General features: G+C 55.8%; 18 protein-coding genes, 1 pseudogene and 1 riboswitch. Of the genes and pseudogenes, 17 read left to right on the top strand and 2 right to left on the bottom strand.

Translation table 11 applies throughout. The features are described 5' to 3' along the window. The first annotated feature begins 268 nt into the window (after nucleotides 1-268). The 14 genes and pseudogenes from gspC (at nucleotide 269) to cysQ (ending at nucleotide 13,094) form a co-directional block, all read left to right on the top strand. Entirely contained in the window at nucleotides 269-1,198 is a 930-nt protein-coding gene (gene gspC / locus FH974_RS15265) for a type II secretion system protein GspC (RefSeq protein ID WP_207103397.1), read from the top strand. Nucleotides 1,199-1,236: 38 nt separating this feature from the next. Beyond that, nucleotides 1,237-3,252 (top strand): type II secretion system secretin GspD, encoded by a 2,016-nt coding sequence (gene gspD / locus FH974_RS15260; RefSeq protein WP_207103396.1) that lies wholly within the window; start codon nucleotides 1,237-1,239, stop codon nucleotides 3,250-3,252. Beyond that, nucleotides 3,252-4,754 (top strand): type II secretion system ATPase GspE, encoded by a 1,503-nt coding sequence (gspE, locus tag FH974_RS15255; protein ID WP_047887096.1) that lies wholly within the window; start codon nucleotides 3,252-3,254, stop codon nucleotides 4,752-4,754. The genes gspD and gspE overlap by 1 nt, the downstream gene beginning before the upstream one ends. Before the next feature lie 3 nt (nucleotides 4,755-4,757). After that, on the top strand, nucleotides 4,758-5,978 hold the full coding sequence (gene gspF, locus FH974_RS15250) for a type II secretion system inner membrane protein GspF (protein WP_207103395.1): 1,221 nt from the start codon (nucleotides 4,758-4,760) through the stop codon (nucleotides 5,976-5,978). Between the two features lie 18 nt (nucleotides 5,979-5,996). Beyond that, nucleotides 5,997-6,430 (top strand): annotated as a pseudogene (gene gspG / locus FH974_RS15245) (type II secretion system major pseudopilin GspG). Between the two features lie 5 nt (nucleotides 6,431-6,435). After that, nucleotides 6,436-7,029 (top strand): type II secretion system minor pseudopilin GspH, encoded by a 594-nt coding sequence (gene gspH, locus FH974_RS15240; RefSeq protein WP_207103394.1) that lies wholly within the window; start codon nucleotides 6,436-6,438, stop codon nucleotides 7,027-7,029. Next, nucleotides 7,026-7,400, top strand: a complete 375-nt coding sequence (gene gspI / locus FH974_RS15235; RefSeq protein ID WP_207103393.1) for a type II secretion system minor pseudopilin GspI — start codon at nucleotides 7,026-7,028, stop codon at nucleotides 7,398-7,400. Before gspH ends, gspI begins: the two co-directional genes overlap by 4 nt. Then, the gene (gene gspJ / locus FH974_RS15230; RefSeq protein WP_207103392.1) at nucleotides 7,387-8,040 is read left to right on the top strand and encodes a type II secretion system minor pseudopilin GspJ; all 654 of its coding nucleotides are present in this window, start codon (nucleotides 7,387-7,389) and stop codon (nucleotides 8,038-8,040) included. The genes gspI and gspJ overlap by 14 nt, the downstream gene beginning before the upstream one ends. Nucleotides 8,041-8,049: 9 nt before the next feature. Continuing rightward, on the top strand, nucleotides 8,050-9,057 hold the full coding sequence (gene gspK, locus FH974_RS15225) for a type II secretion system minor pseudopilin GspK (RefSeq protein ID WP_207103391.1): 1,008 nt from the start codon (nucleotides 8,050-8,052) through the stop codon (nucleotides 9,055-9,057). Continuing rightward, the gene (gene gspL / locus FH974_RS15220) at nucleotides 9,026-10,330 is read left to right on the top strand and encodes a type II secretion system protein GspL (protein ID WP_242551839.1); all 1,305 of its coding nucleotides are present in this window, start codon (nucleotides 9,026-9,028) and stop codon (nucleotides 10,328-10,330) included. Before gspK ends, gspL begins: the two co-directional genes overlap by 32 nt. After that, on the top strand, nucleotides 10,327-10,803 hold the full coding sequence (locus tag FH974_RS15215; RefSeq protein WP_207103389.1) for a type II secretion system protein M: 477 nt from the start codon (nucleotides 10,327-10,329) through the stop codon (nucleotides 10,801-10,803). The genes gspL and FH974_RS15215 overlap by 4 nt, the downstream gene beginning before the upstream one ends. 2 nt (nucleotides 10,804-10,805) lie before the next feature. Further along, nucleotides 10,806-11,564, top strand: a complete 759-nt coding sequence (locus FH974_RS15210) for a type II secretion system protein N (RefSeq protein ID WP_047887105.1) — start codon at nucleotides 10,806-10,808, stop codon at nucleotides 11,562-11,564. A 136-nt stretch (nucleotides 11,565-11,700) separates the two neighbouring features. Beyond that, a complete protein-coding gene (gene nudE / locus FH974_RS15205; protein WP_047887106.1) occupies nucleotides 11,701-12,252 on the top strand; it encodes an ADP compounds hydrolase NudE in 552 nt (183 codons plus the stop codon). Between the two features lie 8 nt (nucleotides 12,253-12,260). Then, nucleotides 12,261-13,094, top strand: a complete 834-nt coding sequence (gene cysQ / locus FH974_RS15200) for a 3'(2'),5'-bisphosphate nucleotidase CysQ (protein ID WP_047887107.1) — start codon at nucleotides 12,261-12,263, stop codon at nucleotides 13,092-13,094. A gap of 153 nt (nucleotides 13,095-13,247) precedes the next feature. Here cysQ and sthA read toward each other — a convergent pair whose 3' ends face one another. After that, a complete protein-coding gene (sthA, locus tag FH974_RS15195) occupies nucleotides 13,248-14,663 on the bottom strand; it encodes a Si-specific NAD(P)(+) transhydrogenase (RefSeq protein ID WP_207103388.1) in 1,416 nt (471 codons plus the stop codon). Nucleotides 14,664-14,981: 318 nt separating this feature from the next. On the opposite strand from sthA, the gene fabR reads away from it, so the two are divergent. Beyond that, a complete protein-coding gene (gene fabR / locus FH974_RS15190; protein WP_047887109.1) occupies nucleotides 14,982-15,614 on the top strand; it encodes an HTH-type transcriptional repressor FabR in 633 nt (210 codons plus the stop codon). Between the two features lie 23 nt (nucleotides 15,615-15,637). Next, nucleotides 15,638-16,021 (top strand): YijD family membrane protein, encoded by a 384-nt coding sequence (locus tag FH974_RS15185; RefSeq protein WP_047887110.1) that lies wholly within the window; start codon nucleotides 15,638-15,640, stop codon nucleotides 16,019-16,021. Nucleotides 16,022-16,127: 106 nt separating this feature from the next. Here the strand turns inward: FH974_RS15185 and trmA are convergent, their stop codons facing one another. Continuing rightward, nucleotides 16,128-17,234, bottom strand: a complete 1,107-nt coding sequence (gene trmA / locus FH974_RS15180) for a tRNA (uridine(54)-C5)-methyltransferase TrmA (protein ID WP_047887111.1) — start codon at nucleotides 17,232-17,234, stop codon at nucleotides 16,128-16,130. A 149-nt stretch (nucleotides 17,235-17,383) separates the two neighbouring features. Then, a riboswitch (cobalamin riboswitch) is annotated at nucleotides 17,384-17,608 on the top strand. 39 nt (nucleotides 17,609-17,647) lie between these two features. Here trmA and FH974_RS15175 point away from each other — a divergent pair. Next, a complete protein-coding gene (locus tag FH974_RS15175; protein WP_047887112.1) occupies nucleotides 17,648-19,486 on the top strand; it encodes a TonB-dependent receptor domain-containing protein in 1,839 nt (612 codons plus the stop codon). Nucleotides 19,487-19,514 lie beyond the last annotated feature (28 nt).

The raw sequence follows: 19,514 nt of genomic DNA, 5'->3' as shown, positions 1-19,514 counted from the left end.
AAAAGTACCACAATGCCGACACGGCGTCAGCAGGCGTTGAGAGTAAATAGATGGTGATAAGGTACTCAGATTTCAACGATAATCTGGGGAATAAATGACACTTAATGGCTAGTGTATTGATAGTAGATATAAATTTTCCGTGATCTCTTTTGGTATTATGTGATCATTTTAGTATTTAACGGTGCCGTTTTTAGCTTCTAACGGTATCCTGTGTAGTCCGGCCCGGTAACTGGCCTTTACTTTATTTCCGCAGGACGATGGACGTTTCATGGTAGCAGCAAATTGGATGGGGACATTGCAGTCTAAACGCTGGTTCTCCGTAACATCACTGACCCGTTTCCTGACCTGGTTTTTGGTCGTGATTCTGGCCTGGGTGCTGGGTCGCCTGATCTGGGCCGCTGTGCAGCCGGCACCGCAGCCTGTGCGCTGGCAAGCGACGCCCGTCTCCCCCGCGTCGCCGGGACAAGAAAAAGGCAATGTTTCCGATGTGCTGGCCATGAACTTGTTTGGGCGCTATCAGGCGGATGCGCCGGTAGTAGCGCCGAAGCAACCGGTGCAGAAGGATGCTCCGCAGACCAAGCTGCGGCTGACGCTGGTGGGGCTGGTGGCCAGCTCCAACCCGCATACCGCGCTGGCGGTAATCACCAATCAGGGGAAACAGAACACCTATGGTATCGGCGAGGTCATCGACGGTACGCGGGCCACGTTGCAGGCCGTGTTTGCTGACAGGGTGATTATCCGTAACAGCGGCCGGGATGAAACCCTGATGCTGGACGGTGTCGATTTCGGCAAGTCCGCCTCAGTCGCCACTCCGGCTCCTGTGGCGCGTCAACGTCCGGCTCCGGAGCCGGCTCAGCCTGCTGCCTCAGAACCCGGCGCTGAACCAGCCTCGGATTTGAGTCGTATTAAGCAGGAGATTCTCGAAAAGCCGCAGAACCTGTTCAGCTATATCCGGCTGTCTCAGGTACAGCGTGACGGCAACCTGATTGGTTACCGGGTGAATCCGGGCAAAGACCGTGCCTTGTTTGATGCGGTGGGGCTGAAAGCCGACGATCTGGCGGTGAGCCTGAACGGCAACGACCTGACCGATCCGGCCGTGATGGCCAAACTGTGGACTGAGCTGTCCAATGCCACAGATTTTACTCTGACTGTCGAGCGGGACGGTCAGCTACATGATATTTATATTGAGCTGCAATAGCGGCTCAAGGCGAACATGCGATAGCGCAGGAGTTTTGTGTGAAAAAATGGATGGGTAAAAGTGCCCTCTGGCTGGCGGGCAGCTTGTTGTGCAGCTCGGCAATGGCCAGCGAGTTTAGCGCCAGTTTTAAAGGGACCGATATACAGGAATTCATCAATATTGTCGGCCGGAATCTACAGAAAACGATTATCGTCGACCCGGCTGTGCGCGGCCAGGTGAATGTTCGCAGTTACGATTTGCTCAACGATGAACAGTACTACCAGTTCTTCCTGAATGTTCTGGAAGTGTACGGCTTTGCCGTGGTTGAAATGGACAACGGCGTGCTCAAGGTTGTGCGCGACAAAGATGCCAAAATTTCCGCCATTCCGGTGGTCGGTGACAGTCGGGTTAAAGGTGATGAAGTCGTGACCCGGGTGATTGCCGTGCGCAATGTCTCGGTACGTGAACTGTCGCCGCTGCTGCGCCAGCTGAACGACAACGCCGGGGCCGGTAACGTGGTGCACTACGACCCGGCGAACATCATCATGATCACCGGCCGCGCTGCGACCGTTAATCGCCTGGCTGAAATCATCGAGCGGGTGGACCGTGCCGGTGATAAAGAGATCGATGTTGTCGAGCTGCGTAATGCTTCGGCCGCCGAAATGGTGCGGGTCGTGGAAGCGCTGAACAAGACCGCCGATGCCAAGTCTACCCCGGAATTCCTCCAGCCGAAGCTGGTGGCTGACGATCGCACCAACGCGGTGCTGCTGTCTGGTGACCCGCAGGTGCGTAACCGCCTGAAACGCCTGATTCGCCAGCTGGATAAAGAAATGGCCTCGTCCGGAAACAACCGGGTGGTCTACCTCAAGTACGCCAATGCAGAAGACATGGTGGATGTGCTCAAGGGCGTGTCGGATAACCTGCAGGCGGAAAAACAGGGCAATGCCAAGACCCCGCCGGCCGGTAAAGCCGATGTCATGATTTCCGCCCACGTTGAAACCAACGCCCTGATTCTGACGGCGCCGCCGGATATTATGCGGGCGCTGGAAAACATCATTGCCCAGTTGGATATCCGTCGTGCGCAGGTGCTGATTGAAGCGATGATTGTGGAGCTGTCGGAAGGTGACGGCCTGAACTTCGGGGTGCAATGGGGGTCGACGGACGGCGGCGTGATTCAGTTCGGTAACTCCGGCGTGCCGATTTCCCAGTATGCGGTCGGCCTGGAAGAAGCCAAGGAAACGACCCGTACCGAAACCTACATTGATGCCAACGGTATCGAGCAGACCCGTACCATCAGAGAAGACGGTGACTTCAGTACCCTGGCCAGCGTGCTGGGTGGTGTCAACGGCGCCGCGCTGGGGATCGTGATGGGCGACTGGACCATGCTGATCAATGCCGTGGCCTCTGATCGCCATTCCAACATCCTGTCATCGCCAAGTATCACGGTGATGGACAACGGCGAAGCATCCTTCATTGTCGGTGAGGAAGTGCCGGTGGTGACCGGTTCGACCTCCAGCGCCAACAACGATAACCCGTTCCAGACCGTCGAGCGTAAGGAAGTGGGGATCAAGCTGAATGTGACACCGCAGATCAACGAAGGGGACTCGGTGCAGCTGAAAATTGAGCAGGAAGTGTCCAACGTGCTCGGGGCCAACGGGGCCGTGGACGTTCGCTTCTCCAAGCGTCAGCTGACCACGTCCGTGCTGGTGAAAGACGGCCAGATGATTGTGCTGGGCGGCCTGATTCAGGATCAGGTCAATGAGAACGAGCAGAAAATACCGCTGCTGGGTGATATTCCGATTCTGGGCCACCTGTTCAAGTCCACCAACACCACCAAGGGGAAAACCAACCTGATGGTGTTCATCAAGCCGACCATTATCCGTGATGGCGTGACCGCCGACGGCTTGACCCAGCGGAAATACAACTATATCCGTGCTGAGCAGCTGTACCGAGCGGACAAAGGGCTGAAGCTGATGCCGGACGCCAAGGTGCCGGTATTGCCGAAGTACGGCAGTGATATTTCGCTGCCGCCGGAAGTCCGTGCCTTCGTGGCGCAGCTGGAGGAGGTTCAGTAATGGCTGAGGCAAGTCTGTCAGGTGAAATGCAACCGCTGGTGCGGTTGCCGTTCTCCTTTGCCAAGCGCCACCGGGTTGTGCTGGAAGCGGGTGAGCAGGGCATCACCCTGTATCACGGCGGCACTCTGTCTGCGGTGGTGCTGGCGGAAATCCGCCGGGTGACAGGCCGAAGCTTCTCACCCCAGCCGCTGGACGACAAAGCGTTTGAGCTCAAGCTGACTGAAGCGTACCAGCGGGATTCATCGGAAGCCCGCCAGTTGATGGAAGATCTCGGCTCCGACAGCGATGATTTCTTTGCGCTGGCAGAGGAGCTGCCGGAAACCGAGGACTTACTCGAGTCCGAAGACGACGCGCCGATCATCAAACTGATCAATGCCATGCTGGCAGAAGCCATCAAGGAAGCGGCGTCGGATATCCATATCGAAACGTTCGAGAAAGCGCTGTCCATCCGTTTCCGGGTGGACGGTGTGCTGCGTGAGGTGCTGCAGCCAAGCCGCAAGCTGGCTCCTCTGCTGGTGTCGCGGATTAAGGTAATGGCGCGTCTTGATATCGCGGAAAAACGGGTGCCGCAAGATGGCCGGATTTCCCTGCGGATCGGTGGCCGGGCGGTGGATGTGCGGGTATCGACCATGCCGTCATCGCACGGTGAACGTGTGGTACTGCGTCTGCTGGACAAAAATGCCACCCGTCTGGATCTGCACAGCCTTGGGATGACCCCTGCCAACCATGCCAGTTTTCGCCGCCTGATTGAGCGTCCGCACGGTATTATTCTGGTCACCGGCCCGACCGGTTCGGGTAAATCGACCACCTTGTATGCCGGCCTGCAGGAACTTAACGGGCACGAGCGCAATATCCTGACGGTCGAAGACCCGATTGAATTTGATATCGACGGCATCGGCCAGACCCAGGTTAACCCGAAAGTTGACATGACGTTTGCACGGGGCCTGCGTGCCATTTTGCGTCAGGACCCGGATGTGGTGATGGTCGGGGAAATCCGAGACCTGGAAACCGCTTCTATTGCGGTGCAGGCATCTCTGACTGGCCACATGGTGATGTCGACCCTGCACACCAATACCGCGGTCGGTGCGATCACCCGTCTGCGCGATATGGGGATTGAGCCGTTTCTGGTGTCGTCGTCGCTGCTGGGGGTACTGGCCCAGCGTCTGGTCCGGACCCTGTGTCCGAAATGCCGCCAGCCGTACGAAGCGGATGCCGAGCAGAAGAAACTGTTTGGCCTGGCACCGACTGACCCTTTAACCCTGTACCATGCCGGTGGCTGTGAAGCCTGTAATGCCAAAGGTTATCGCGGTCGGACCGGGATTCACGAGCTGTTGCTGGTGGATGAAAAAGTGCAGGAGCTGATTCACGCCGATGCCGGTGAAATGGCAATCGAAAAAGCCATTCGGGCCCATACCCCGAGTATTCGTGATGACGGGCTGGCGAAAGTCAAAGCCGGGATCACGACCCTCGAAGAAGTGATGCGCGTCACCAGGGAGGGCTAACGGATGGCGGCATTTGAATACAAGGCACTGGATGCCCGAGGCCGACAGAAGAAAGGCGTGCTGGAGGGCGATACTGCCCGCCAGGTTCGCCAGCAACTGCGTGAGCAGGGGCTGATTCCGCTGGAAGTGGCGCAATCGCATGAGCGGGAGAAGAAAAAAGCCAGTGGCGGTTTTCATCTCCGGCGCGGGATCAGCACGACTGAGCTGTCGCTGATCACCCGCCAGCTGGCGACGCTGGTGCAGGCGGCGATGCCGCTTGAAGAGTGCCTGAAAGCCGTTGCCGAGCAGAGCGAAAAGCCCCGTCTCAAGAACATGCTGCTGGCTGTGCGTTCGCGGGTGGTGGAAGGCTACACCCTGTCAGACTCAATGGCAGAGTATCCGCATATCTTCGACCAGCTGTTTCGGGCGATGGTGGCGGCCGGGGAAAAATCCGGCCACTTGGATACCGTGCTAAACCGGCTGGCAGATTACACCGAGAACCGCCAGCATATGCGCAGCAAACTGCAACAGGCGATGATTTACCCGACCATGCTGACCCTAGTGGCGGTTGCGGTGGTGTCGTTCCTGCTGGCGACTGTGGTTCCGAAAATCGTCGATCAGTTCGTTCAGATGGGACAGGAGCTGCCGACCGTCACTGAAGTGCTGCTGGCAGCCAGTGATTTTGTCCAGAACTGGGGGCTGACTGTCGTGATCGGGCTGGTGTGTCTGTTTGCGCTGCTCAAAGCGGCACTGCGGCGGCCGGATTTCCGGCTCAAGTGGGATCGCTGGGTCATGCACCTGCCGGTGATCGGCAAAGTTGCGCGGGGCCTCAATACCTCACGGTTTGCCCGTACTTTGTCGATCTGTACCTCCAGTGCTATCCCGCTGCTGGAAGGGATGAAAGTGGCCTCTGATGTCATGACCAACACCTGGGTCAATCAGCAGGTTCGCGAAGCGGCCGACAAGGTGCGTGAAGGCTCGAGCCTGCGGGTCTCCCTGGAGCAGACCCGCCTGTTCCCGCCGATGATGCTGCACATGATTGCCAGCGGTGAGCGCAGTGGGGAACTGGAACAGATGCTGACCCGCGCCGCCGATAACCAGGATCGGGATTTCGAATCGCTGGTGAACATGGCGCTGGGCATTTTTGAACCCTTATTGATCGTCGCGATGGCTGGCATCGTGATGTTTATTGTTATTGCTACCCTAATGCCGATCATTGCTTTGAACAATATGGTCGGAATGTAATTTTTGGAGGTCTTTTCAATGCAACGCAAACAACGCGGTTTTACCCTGCTGGAAGTGATGGTTGTGATCGTCATTCTGGGCGTTCTCGCCAGTCTGGTGGTTCCAAACCTGCTGGGCAACAAGGAAAAAGCCGATCAGCAGAAAGTCGTGACCGACATTAGTGCGCTGGAGCAGGCACTGGACATGTATAAGCTGGATAACAGTGTGTACCCGACGACCGATCAGGGTCTGGAAGCGCTGGTGACCAAGCCGGCTTCAAGCCCTGAACCGCGCAATTACCGCAACGGTGGCTACATCAAGCGTCTGCCGCAGGATCCATGGGGAACGATTACCACTACGTGATGCCGGGTGAGCACGGTGCTGTGGATATCTTCAGCCTGGGGGCGGACGGTCAGGAAGGCGGTGACGGGGTGAACACCGACATCGGCAACTGGAACATGCTGGACTACTGATCCCGATGACCAATCAACGCGCTGCCGGGTTTACCCTGATTGAAATTCTGCTGGTGCTGGTGCTGCTGGCAACCAGTGCCGTCGCGGTCATGATTTCCCTGCCAGAAAGCCGGGAAGACACCGTTCGCGAGGAGGCAGCGCGTTTTCATCACCTCATCCAGTTGCTGGGTGAGGATGCCCTGCTCAACGGCACCGATTACGGGGTCCGTATTGAGCGTCATGGGTACCAGTTTCTTCAGCTAACCGGTCGTGACTGGCAGCCGCTGACGGAATCCCGTTTTTTCACCAAAGTGGACGTGGATGAGTCGGTGCGGTTGGATCTCGAGGTCGGCAGTTTCTCCTGGCAGGATCAGGACAGGCTGTTCAAACCCGGATCGCTGTTCAACGAAGACTTGTTTGCTGAACAAACTGATAAAGACAAAGTGAAACCGCCTCAGGTGGTCGTGATGGCCAGTGGGGAATACACCCCCTTTACCCTGAACTTTGAAGTGGAAGGGGAAAACCAGTTCTGGCGGGTTCAGGCGGATGAAGTCGGGCGGGTCTTTTTATTGCCGCCGGGCGAATCCATCAAGAGCCAGACCGAGCAGGAGGGCTTATGATACGTAAGCACCCGTCGCGCGCGCGCGGCATGACTCTGCTGGAAGTGCTGGTGGCACTGGCTGTGTTTGCGACCGCGGCCCTGAGCGTGATGAAAGCGGTCAGTCAGCACCTCAATACGCTGGGGTATCTGGAAGAAAAGACGTTTGCCGCTATGGTCGCGGACAACGAACTGGCTAAGGTCAGGCTGTCCGGGGAGATCCCGACTGCCGTTAAGCGCGGGAAATCCGAACTGGCTGGCCGGGAGTGGTACTGGTCCATTAAAAGCACCAAAACCGCTGACGGTTTTCTGCGGGCGCTGGATGTTACCGTCGCGACCGACACTGAGCGCAAGCAGTCTATCGTGACCCTGAGAACTTATGTTGAGAATTAACCCATTAGCTCGCTCGCGAGTGAAGCAAGCGGCGGGGTTTACCCTGCTGGAAGTGCTGGTTGCCATCGCGGTGTTTGCCATGCTCAGCCTGTCCGCTTATCAGGTGATGAACGGGGTGCAGCGCAGTGATGCCCAGTCTCGGGATCACAACGAACGGCTGCAGGAAATTCAGCGGGCGATGGTGATGCTCGACAACGATTTTCGGCAGGTGGTGCCGCGTAAGGTGCGGGATCAGGGGGAGCTGGTCAGCGATACCCTGCTGCGCAGCGGGGAGTACCTGCTGGATTCGTCCAGTCAGGGTATTCTGTTTACCCGTCTCGGCTGGCAGAACCCGCAGCAGATGTTTCCGCGCGGCGAAGTACTGAAAGTCGGCTACCGGGTGGTCGAGGGGACTCTGGAGCGGGTGTGGCTGCGCTATCCCGATACTGTGGTCGGTGCAGAGCCGCTGGTGCGGCCGATCCTGACCGGGGTCGAATCGGTCACTTTCCGTTTTTACAGTGACAAAACCTGGTCTGATGAATGGACTACCCCCGCCGCCCTGCCGGAAGGCGTGATGGTCAGGCTGACCCTGAAAGACTACGGTGAAATCGAGCGGGTGTATATGTTGCCGCACTCGGTGCTGGAAGCCAGTGAGACGTAAGGGGCAGAGATGAAACAACAAAAAGGTGTCGCCCTGATCGTCGTGCTGATGTTAATGGCGCTGATGACGTTGTTGGCGGTACAGATGAGCGAACGGCTGCACCTGAATTTTTATCGGGTGGAAAACCAGATCCAGAATCAGCAGGCGTTCTGGTATGCCCAGGGGATGGAAGCGTTAGGCAAAGTCGCCATCGAGAAAAGTCTGGCGGACAGCGAGACGGTGAACCTCAGTCAGGCATGGGCAACCCGTGGGCAGCGTTATCCGCTGGAAGGCGGCGAGGCCATTGGTGATATTGTCGATCGTCAGGCGTGTTTCAACGTCAATGCATTGTCCGGCATCCGTCCGGTGACGGGCAGCTCCGCCAAACCTTTTGAAGTGCGTGCGTTGCAGATGATTCTGGAAGAAGCCGGGGTCGACAGCTACGACGCAGAAGTGGTGGCCGACTCGGTATGGGAATATGTCGATCCGGATGAAGCGGTGAATGCGGCTTTCGGGGCCGGTGACAGTACCTACGAAGGGTTTCGTCCGCCTTACCTGCCGCCACGTGACTGGATGGCAGATATTTCCGAACTGCGGGCGGTCAATGGCGTTAGCGCCGAGATTTACCAGTTAGCCCGGCCGTTGCTGTGTGCCATTCCCAGCAAGGAGTTGCGGGTGAATGTGAATACCTTGGATGAGAAACAAGCCGCCATTCTGGTGGGACTGTTCTCTCCCCAGCTGGCGCTCAGTGATGCGCAGAAGCTGATTGCGGAACGTCCTTATGACGGCTGGAACAGTGAAGATGATTTTCTGGCTGATCCGGTGCTGTCCAGCATGGATGCCGAGGTGAAGAAACAGGTAAAGGCATTTATCAGCGTCAAAAGCGATTATTTTCAGTTAGACACAGAGATCCTGGTGGATCGTGCCAGGGTCCGGTTGGTGGCCTTGCTCAAACGAGATAGTGATAACAAGGTGACGGTTGTGCGTCGTCGTTATGGAGGAATCAGTGAGCGAAATTCTGACAATCAGGCTCAGTAGCCGTGCTGAACAGCCGGTGCAATGGCTTGTCTGGTCGCCACAACAACATGAAGTGATTGCTTCGGGCCAACTGGCGGATATCAGCCAGTTGGGCGAGATCGCGGAGTATGCTACCCAGCGTACGGTATATGCACTGGCCCCGGCCTGTGACGTGCTGCTGACGCAGGTGACGATCCCGGCCGGCAGCAGCCGTCAGCTGGGGGCGGTATTACCGTTCCTGCTGGAGGAAGAGCTGGCACAGGACGTTGACCATCTGCATGTGCATTTGCTGAAAAAAAGCGGTGACAGTGCTCAGGTCGCGGTGCTGGAACATCGTAAGATGGAGCACTGGCTGGCCGCATTGAGTGATGCCGGGATTGAAATCAAGGCTGTGGTGCCGGATTGTTTGTGTCTGCCGCTGTTTGAACAGGGGTACACCGCGGCTGAACTGGATGGTCTCTGGTTGATCCGTCAGTCTGAGATGCTGGGCATTGGTGCCGAAGCCGCGTGGCTACCGGCCTGGTTGTCTGCGCAGCAAACCTCGATAGTACCGCGGGCGGATGACGCGGATGAGGAAGCGCTTAACGAGCCAGCGGATACTGCGTCAGATGACGCCACCGTGGCGTCCGGGACAGAGCTGCCGCGCGATCCGGAGCACCGGATTCACCACTACACGCCAGCACCGGCCGGGATGCCGGGGCTGTGGAAAGCGGAAACACCAGAGCTGGTGATGCAGTTGCTGGCACAGGGCGTCATCGGCCATAAGGCTAACTTATTGTCTGGCCCGTACAAGTTGCAACCGGCCTGGCGCAAGTACCTCAAACCGTGGCGGAAAGTGGCGATTGCAGCCGCTGTCTTGCTGGCGGTGGTGGGCACCGAACATGTGGTGTCGGTTCAGGCCAAAGACGCGCAGGCTGACGTATACCGGGCTGAGAGCGAGCGTATTTTCCGTCAGGTCCTGCCGCAGTTTCAGCGTATTCCGTCGGAGAGTTACCTGAAGCGTCAGATGAGCAGTGAATTGACCCGGTTGGGGGGGGGCGCCAATGACAGTGGTCTGCTGCCGTGGTTGGCCCAGCTGCAGCCATCGCTGGCGAAAGTTCCGCAGCTGACGGTGCAGAGCCTGAAATACGATCAGAACCGGGGCGAAATCCGGTTCCAGGCGGTTGCCGCCGAGTTCCAGCATTTTGAGCAATTACGCACCTTGCTTACCGAGCAGTTTGAGGTTGAGCAGGGGCAGTTGAACCGGGAAGGTAATCAGGTTACCGGCGCCGTCGTGGTAAGGAGAAAATCATGAAAGCCTGGTGGAACGGGCTCAGCCTGAGAGAACAGCGACTGGTTCTGGGTGGCGGTATCGCCCTGTTCATCGCGATATTGTACTGGGGGATCTGGCAGCCGATGGCTAACTCTGCTGCCAATGCCGAAACGCATCTGCAGCGGGAACGCCAGCTATTAAGTTGGGTCAGCCAGAAAGCGGATGAGATCGTCGCCCTGCGCGGGACATCCGGCTCAACTGGTTCGGTCAGTGATAAAGGGCTGAATCAGGTGATCAATGAATCAACCCGCCGGTTCCAGATTGAAGTGATTCGGATGCAGCCCCGCAGTGAAGCGGTGCAGGTGTGGGTGAAACCCGTGCCGTTCAACACCCTGGTCAACTGGCTAGCGTTTTTGCGTGATGAACATGGCATTGATACGCAGTTTCTCGATGTGACCAAAACCGACAGGACGGGTATGGTCGAAGTTAACCGCTTGCAGTTAGGGCGGGGGTAAGCGTGAAGTTTAAAGTCTTAACCGGCGTTTCATTTGGGGTGGTACTGCTGGGCAGTGCTGTGGCACATATTCCGGCCAGCTGGGTCTGGCAGCAGATACCGGCCGTACAGGGGCTGGATGTCGGCGGCATCTCCGGTACGTTATGGCAGGGCCGCGCGAGTCAGATTCGCTGGCAAGGAAAGAATTTTGGGCGTCTGCAATGGGACATGCATGTGCTGTCGTTGCTGACGGCCCGCTTGCAGTTTGATGTGCGATTCGGGCAGGGCAGTGACATGAACCTGACCGGCCGCGGGTTGGTGGGCTACAGTAGTCAGGGAGCGTTCGCTGAGAACCTGCTGGTGTCTTTGCCGGCCCGTGAAGTGATGCGCAATGTCCCAATGGCCCTGCCGCTGACCGTGGCGGGTAACCTGGAACTGACGGTGCGTGATTACCAGTTTGCCGCGCCGTATTGTGCGGAGCTGAACGGTGCACTGGCCTGGAGCGCAGCCAATGTGGGCTCGCCGATGGGCGGCGTGAATCCGGGACCGGTACTGGCTGATCTTCGCTGTGATCAGGGGAAAGTGCTGGCCGATATCCGCCAGTCTTCCACGGAGGTGTCGAGTGAATTTGCCCTGTCGCTGGAGCCGGGCAACCGCTATACCCTCAATGGCTGGTTTAAGCCGGGCGCTGAGTTTTCCCCGCAATTAGGCCAGCAGCTGAAATGGCTCGGTAATCCGGATCCCAAAGGGCAGTATAAAATCACCTACAGCGGACGCTTTTAACCAATACCCGACTCGCACAGTCGGGTTTGGGTTAACGTTTTCTTCATAAAATGCTTTATTTCCCCTCTCCGTTGCCATTAAATACGGTTTTCCCCTGGCTGCGGCGGTTGGCAGCAGCAAGTAGACAGGACAGGTCATGGCAGCAGACAAAAACAAACCAGAAATTCTGGCTACGGAAGTAGTCGCTCAGTCGCGGCTGTTTAAAATCGAGTCGCTGGATCTGCGCTTTTCAAATGGCGTTGAGCGAACCTATGAGCGGATGAAACCGTCAGGTCGTCATGCCGTGCTGGTGGTCCCGGTGACCGCGGAAGGTGATCTGTTGCTGATCCGCGAATATTCAGCCGGGACGGAGCGATACGAACTCGGCTTTCCGAAAGGCTTGGTGGATCATGGCGAACTGCCTTCCGAGGCCGCAAACCGTGAGCTGAAAGAAGAGATTGGCTTTGGTGCCCGTCAGCTTCAGCCGATGAAAGAGGTCGTGTTGGCCCCGTCGTATTTCTCCAGCAAAATGACCCTGTTTCTGGCGCAGGAACTGTACCCGGAACAACTGGAAGGGGACGAGCCTGAGCCACTGGAAGTGGTACGCTGGCCGGTCAATCAGGCAGAAGAATTGATCAGCCATTTGGATTTTGCCGAAGCGCGGAGCATCACCGCCCTGTTCCTGGCGTTGAAACATCTCGTGAAATAGGAGCGACAATGGACTTATCGAACCTATTACCTCAAGTAATTGATATTGCCCGTTCGTCCGGGCAGGTCATTCTTGATATTTACCAGCGTGGCCAGTTTGAAAAGCAAATCAAACAGGACAATACGCCGGTGACCAGTGCGGACTTAGCCGCGCATAAACTGGTGGTGTCCCGCCTGAGCGAACTGACTCCGGATATTCCGGTGCTGTCAGAGGAAGCCGCCGACATTCCGCTGGCAGAGCGCAGCCAATGGCAGCGTTACTGGCTGGTGGACCCGCTGGACGGGACGCAGGAGTTTATCGCCCGCAGCGGTGACTTCGCCACGATCATCGCGCTGGTTGATAACCACAGGCCGGTGATGGGGGTCGTGTATGCTCCGGTATCCGGCGTGGTGTATTACGCTTATCAGGGCAAGGGCGCCTGGAAGACCACCCCGGAAGGGGAAACCGTGCGGATTTCAACCCACAAACATGAGTTGCCGACACAGTCCATCGCGGTGGCGATCAGCCGCCGCCAGAACATTCGCGCCATTACCAGCCGGCTGGATCCGGCGCTAAATTACGATCTGGTCCCACTGGGGTCAGCCGCGCTGAAAGCCTGTTTGGTGGCCGAGGGTGCTGTTGACTGCTATTTGCGGTTGGGGCCAACCGGGGAGTGGGATACGGCAGCCACCCAGTGCATTGTCGAGGAAGCTGGCGGACGTATCCTCAATACTCACCTGACGCCGCTTTCCTATAACGAGCGGGATACGCTGGAAAACCCGAACTTTATTACCCTGGGTGACGAGAGCTTGCCATGGGCATCCATTCTGACGCCGGACAACCGGATGATGGAACTGAAGTAAGCCTGCGCGCAAACCCCATCCACAGACAGCGATTGAATAAAAAAACGGAGCCTTTTGGCTCCGTTTTTTTATGGGACAGTGACAGGGGGCAGAGCATTGAGGACAGCGAGGTTAACGATGATCTTCGCTGACTTCAGCGGACCCATGCTGCTTTCAGAACAGCCGGTTCAGGCCATTAAGCGCCGCCACCCGATAGGCTTCTGCCATGGTCGGGTAGTTGAAGGTGGTATTGACGAAATATTCAATGTTATTGCCTTCGCCTTTCTGCTCCATGATCGCCTGACCGATATGGATGATCTCGGCGGCACGCTCACCAAAGCAGTGGATCCCGAGGATCTCTTTGGTTTCGCGATGGAACAGGATCTTCAGGCTGCCGACGTCGGTGCCGGCGATCTGGGCCCGGGCCAGGTGTTTAAACTGGGAACGGCCAATCTCATACGGCACTTTCTCGGCGGTCAGCTCCTGCTCGGTTTTGCCAACGGAGCTGATCTCCGGGATGGTGTAGATACCGGTCGGGATATGATCGATAAGCTTGCCTTCGGCCTCACCGTTGGCGATGGCCTGAGCCACGAAGCGCCCCTGATCGTAGGCGGCACTGGCCAGGCTTGGGTAGCCAATGACATCACCGACCGCGTAGACGTGCTCGGCATCGGTGCGGTAATTCTGGTTCACTTTCAGCTGGCCGCGGGAGTCCGGGGTCAGGCCTACCTTGCTCAGGTTGAGGCGATCGGTGTTACCGGTTCGGCCGTTGGCATAGAGCAGGCAGTCAGCCCGCATTTTTTTGCCTGACTGCAGATGCAGAATCACGCCGTCACCGGTATCTTCAATCTTCTCGTAAGTTTCCCCGTTGCGGATCATCACCCCGTTGTTCCAGAAGTGATACGACAGCGAGTCAGAAATTTCATTGTCGAGGAATTCCAGCAACCGGTCACGGGTGTTGATCAGATCGACCTTGACCCCAAGGCCGCGGAAAATCGAGGCATATTCGCTACCAATAACCCCGGCTCCGTAGATGATGATATGGCGCGGGTCATGCTTGAGCTTAAGAATAGAGTCGCTGTCGTAAACCCGGCTGTGGCTGAAATCCACATCAGACGGGTGATACGGACGTGAACCGGTGGCGATGACAAATTTGTCGGCGCTGTACTGCTCGTGGGTACCGTCCGGTTTGCGCACGCTGATGGTGTGGCTGCCGGTGAAGCTGGCTTCGCCAAAAATGATGGTGCACTGATTACGGTCGTAGAACCCCTGGCGCATTCGGGTCTGCTTGCTGATCACATCTTCGGCATGCCCCAGAATCTGGCTGAATGTACTGTGCAGACTGGAGTTATTCTTGCAGTACAGCGGATTTTGGTTGAACTCGATGATCCGGCTGACGGCATGGCGCAGGGCTTTAGAAGGAATGGTGCCCCAGTGGGTACAGCCTCCGCCGACGCGATCTTCCCGTTCAATAATGGCGACATTGAAACCGGCTTTGGTCAGCCCCATCGCGGCTCCTTCGCCGCCCGGACCGCTTCCGATGATAATGGCGTCAAAGTGTTGGGTATGGGGTTGTTTGCTGTTTATCATTGCTGAGCCTTTCTTATCATCCTTGCAACATTGCTGTGTGGTCATTTTAACTTTTTATAAAAGCAGGTAAAATCAGCGGGCAGTGATAGATAGGGAATGATCACGTTGTGACGTCAATAAGCCGTGAAAAGTGACGGATTTTGACGGCGGGGTTTGTTGCGGGGCTTGCGATGGAGAGTGTGAGCCAGTAGAAAAACTGGCAAATCGTGCTTTGATAAAGGTTCTGTCAGGAATTACTATGTTTTGATGGCTGTAGGAAAGCGCGTATAGTGGGCATCAAACTTGACGCAAGACAATCATAAGAGAAGCAACAAATCCATGGGTATCAGGGCTCAGCAAAAAGAAAAAACCCGCCGCTCACTGATTGACGCTGCATTTAACCAGTTAAGCGCTGAACGCAGTTTTTCGAACCTTAGCCTGCGGGAAGTGGCCAGAGAGGCCGGGATTGCCCCAACATCGTTTTATCGTCATTTCAAAGACATGGATGAACTGGGTTTAACCATGGTGGACGAAGGGGGGTTGATCCTGCGCCAATTGATGCGTCAGGCTCGCCAGCGTATTGCCAAAGAAGGCAGTGTAATCCGCACCTCGGTAGAAACCTTCATGGAGTTTATCGAGAGCAGCCCGAACGTATTCAGGTTACTGCTTCGCGAGCGCTCCGGAACGTCGCCGGCGTTTCGGGCCGCCGTTGCTCGGGAAATTCAGCATTTTGTGGCTGAACTGACGGAGTACCTGGAAGCAAAAACCGGGGTGACGCATGATGAAGCCTATACCCAGGCGGAAGCATCGGTCACGCTGGTGTTCAGTTCCGGTGCAGAAGCACTGGACTTAGATAGCCATGCTCGCGCTGAGCATGCTGAAAGATTGATTATGCAATTGCGAATGATTGCGAAGGGTGCCTATTGGTATCGCAAAGAGCGTGAGCGTCGAGAGCTCAGGCAGAAACTCTAACTTTATTATCTTGGTGAAAGGATATGAACAAGGATCAAATTAAAGCTGAACGCAAAACACTGGTGCTGTCGTTGCTGGCTGGTCTGTGTGGTAATGCGACCCTGGCTGTACTGACTTCAAGCGCTGTGTCTTTCTCTGTCTTCCCTGTGATTGCGTTTGCGCTGGCTGTGTACTGCCTGTATCAGGAGTACCTGAGCAAACCAATGGCAGAAGGTACGCCGGCGATTGCTTTTGCCTGCTTCCTGGTAGGTGCGTTCGGTTACTCTGCGTTCTTGCGTGCGCAGACGCCGGAAATGGGCTCAAACTTCTTGCCGCTGATGATCGCGCTGGGCCTGCTGTTCTGGGTAGCCTACAAGCTGGGTATCATGAAAACAAAAGCAGAAGTTCAGGCAGAAGCGGAAGCGTAAGCCCCTTCTTTCAGACACGGTTCTGTAAAAACTCAAAAGGCACCTTTCGGTGCCTTTTTGCTATTTGGGGTTAATGCTTTTACCCAAATGGTGGTTTGCTCGGCGGTTATTTGCGCTCTAGCAGTACACCGGCTTCCATGTGATGGGTGTAAGGGAACTGGTCAAACAGGGCAAAGCGCGTAATGCGGTGCGTCTCGCCAAGGATCTCCAGGTTCTCTTTCAGGGTGTCCGGGTTGCAGGAAATGTACATGATACGCTCATAGCCCTGAACCATACGGCATGTGCCTTCATCCATGCCCGAACGCGGCGGATCGACGAAGATGGTGTTGCAGTTGTAGCTCTGCAGATCAATGCCCTGATCTTTCAGGCGGCGAAACTCGCGGCGGCCTTCCATCGCTTCGGTGAACTCTTCCGCTGACATACGGATGATTTGCACGTTCTCAATCTGGTTTACCGCAATGTTGTACTGTGCAGAGTCAACGGACGGCTTTGCTAGTTCGGTCGCCAGCACGCGGTCAAAGTTCTTGGCCAGTGCCAGCGAAAAGTTGCCGTTGCCGCAGTACAGCTCCAGCAGGTCGCCATCGCTGTCTTGGGTGCAGTCAACGGCCCATTCCAGCATTTTCTGCGCAACTTCGCCGTTTGGCTGAGTGAAGCTGTTTTCAACTTGTTTGTACGTCAGAACCTGATCGTGAACGTTCAGTTTTTCGATCACGAATTCCTGATCCAGTACGATTTTCTGTTTGCGTGCGCGGCCAATGAAATTCAGCTTGAAGCCTTCATCGTTCAGGCGCTGTTTCAGTGCTTTGGCTTCACGAACCCATTCGTCATCCAGTTGACGGTGATACAGCAGGGAAACCAGAATCTCACCGCTCAGGGTAGAGAGAAAATCAACCTGGAACAGCTTGTGGCGCAGGGCTTTGACCGGTTTCAGGGCGTCAACCAGCAGAGGCATCAGATCATTAATCAGGCGGCTGGCCGCCGGAAACTGATCCACGCGGTATTTCTCGCGGGTTTCCTGATTGAACATGATGTAGTACAGGTCTTCGCCTTCATGCCAGACCCGAAACTCGGCACGCATGCGGTAGTGCTCAGCAGGTGAGGCAAAAACCTCCAGTTCCGGGGTATCGAAATCTGCGAAGATATTCTGGATACGCGCTGCTTTCTCATCAAGCTGAGTCTGGTACTCAGCCGGATTGATTGCGGTGGTTGCCATAGTGGTTGCCTCAAACTGCTCAAAATAAGAGCGCAAGATTTTATTGCATTGTTGACCGATGTCCAGTGTTGAGCCGGATAAAAATGGTGTTACGAGCGATTATTCATAATCAATAGCAAACGGAACTAGACATTAAGGGAAGGGATAACTAGCATTCGCAGTGCGCTGGTTTGCCTGATAACAGGCAGGGGAATGCGGTGAGAATCCGTGACTGACGCGCAGCGGTGATAGAGAACGAAAGCACAAGGACGTTAGTTCCGAACACTGCTTCTGCAGACGGTGCAATGCTGTCGATTGAAGTGGGAAGTTGTTGCCTAGGTGGTTGTCCAACCATGCTCTTAAGTCCGAAGACCGACCAGTGTACCGAGTAGCCCCGCTACTCAGTAATTAACGCGACTTAAGGTATCCAAATAATGAAAAAAACGCTTTTAGCAGTGGCGTTGGCACAAGTGTGTCTGTCGTCTGGTGTCATGGCCACCCAGCAAGCCGATGAAGTCATGGTGGTGACTGCCAACCGTTTTGAGCAACCTGTCAAAAATGTGATTGCTCCTGTATCTATTGTCACCAAGGAAGAGATTGATGCCATCCAGGCGAAATCGTTGTCTGAAGTGCTGCGTCGTCTGCCGGGTGTGCAGGTTGTTTCCGCAGGATATGGCCAGACAACGGAAGTGTATGTGCGGGGTACTTCATCCCGTCATTTGCTGGTGATGATCAACGGTGTCCGTATTGGCAGTGCCACGCTGGGCTCGGCGGATTTCAGCCAGATTCCACTGACCGGCATTGAGCGGATCGAGTTTATCCGTGGTGCACGTGCGGCGCTGTATGGCTCTGATGCGGTCGGTGGGGTGCTGAATATCATTACCACTTATCAGCCGGGTGAAACACTGGCCGAAGTTACCGCTAGCGCGGGTAGTGATGACTACTATCAGCTGGGCGGTTCTGTTGCCGGTAGTCTGGGTCAGCAAAGCTGGGGTAAGCTGGCGGTCAAAGGTGAGGAAACCAACGGGTTTTCGGCACGTAAAGCGCCTTATGAGCAGGACAAAGACGGTTATGAGAGCCGTAACGTCGTGGCGGAGATTGGTACCCACCTGAATGACAACCTGAAAGTCAGCCTGCAAGGTTATTACCATGAAGGTGAGACCGAGTACGACGGTGGTTTCTTCGATTCGTCCGGTAACCTTATTTCCACACCGGATGCCCAGAATGAAAGCAAACTGTATAACGTGGCCGCTAAGGCAGCGTATCAGCGTGATCAGTGGCAGAGTGAGCTGACCATTGCTCAGAACCAGGATGAAGCCCGTGACTTCAGCGCGGTGAGCAGCGGCAGTACCATCAAAACCAAACGCAATGTCGTGAACTGGCAAAACCACTACCAGCACAATGAGTCGCTGGAGTTTGGCGGGGGTGTTGAGTGGTACCGTGACAAAGTGTCCAACACGACGACCAATTACAGCAAGGACGAGCGTGATAATACTGCGGTGTATCTGACCTCGGTGCTGCGGGATCCGAGCAGTCTGCAACTGGAAGGCAGTGTGCGGTATGACGATAACGAAAGTTACGGTGACCACACTACCTGGCAGGTTGCCGCAGCCTATGATGTTGTGTCTGCCATTCAGTTGTCTGCCAATGTCGGGACGGCGTTTAAGGCACCGACCTTTAATGACCTGTACTGGCCAAACTCAGGAAACCCGAACCTGACACCGGAAGAGTCAACCAACTATGAGCTGGCTCTGGCAGGATCTTATTCTCTGCTCGACTGGCGGGTTGCTGCGTATCGCTCTGAGATTGATGATCTGATTGCCTGGGCACCTGATGCGACTAACCCGAGCATCTGGAAACCGATGAATGTCAATGAAGCGACGCTGCAAGGGGTAGAGTTGACGGCAGGCTTTGCGACTGGGCCTTTATATCATGATGTCAGCTACGACTATCTGGATGCAGAAGACAAGGCAACCAAGAATCAGTTAGTACGCCGTTCTCGTCATAGTGCGAAGTGGAATGTCTCTTACCTGCTGGAACAGTGGCAGTTTGATGTCAGTGCGATTTACAAAGGCACCAGCTATGAAGACGCAGCCAATACCAATAAGCTGGATGCTTATACGCTAGTGGATGTGGCTGCCAGCTATAACGTCAGTGATAACCTGATTTTGCGTGGCCGGGTCGCCAATCTGTTTGATCACGATTATGTGGCCAAAGAGTCGTACAATGTTCAGGAACGCAGTTACTTTGCTACTGTAACCTATCAGTTTTAATCTGCCATGGAGCCACCTTCGGGTGGCT

Source organism: Photobacterium ganghwense (assembly GCF_017329545.1).
GTDB classification, from domain to species: domain Bacteria; phylum Pseudomonadota; class Gammaproteobacteria; order Enterobacterales; family Vibrionaceae; genus Photobacterium; species Photobacterium ganghwense.
Note: the sequence above shows the minus strand (reverse complement) of the source record. Positions and strands in the feature narration are given on the sequence as shown.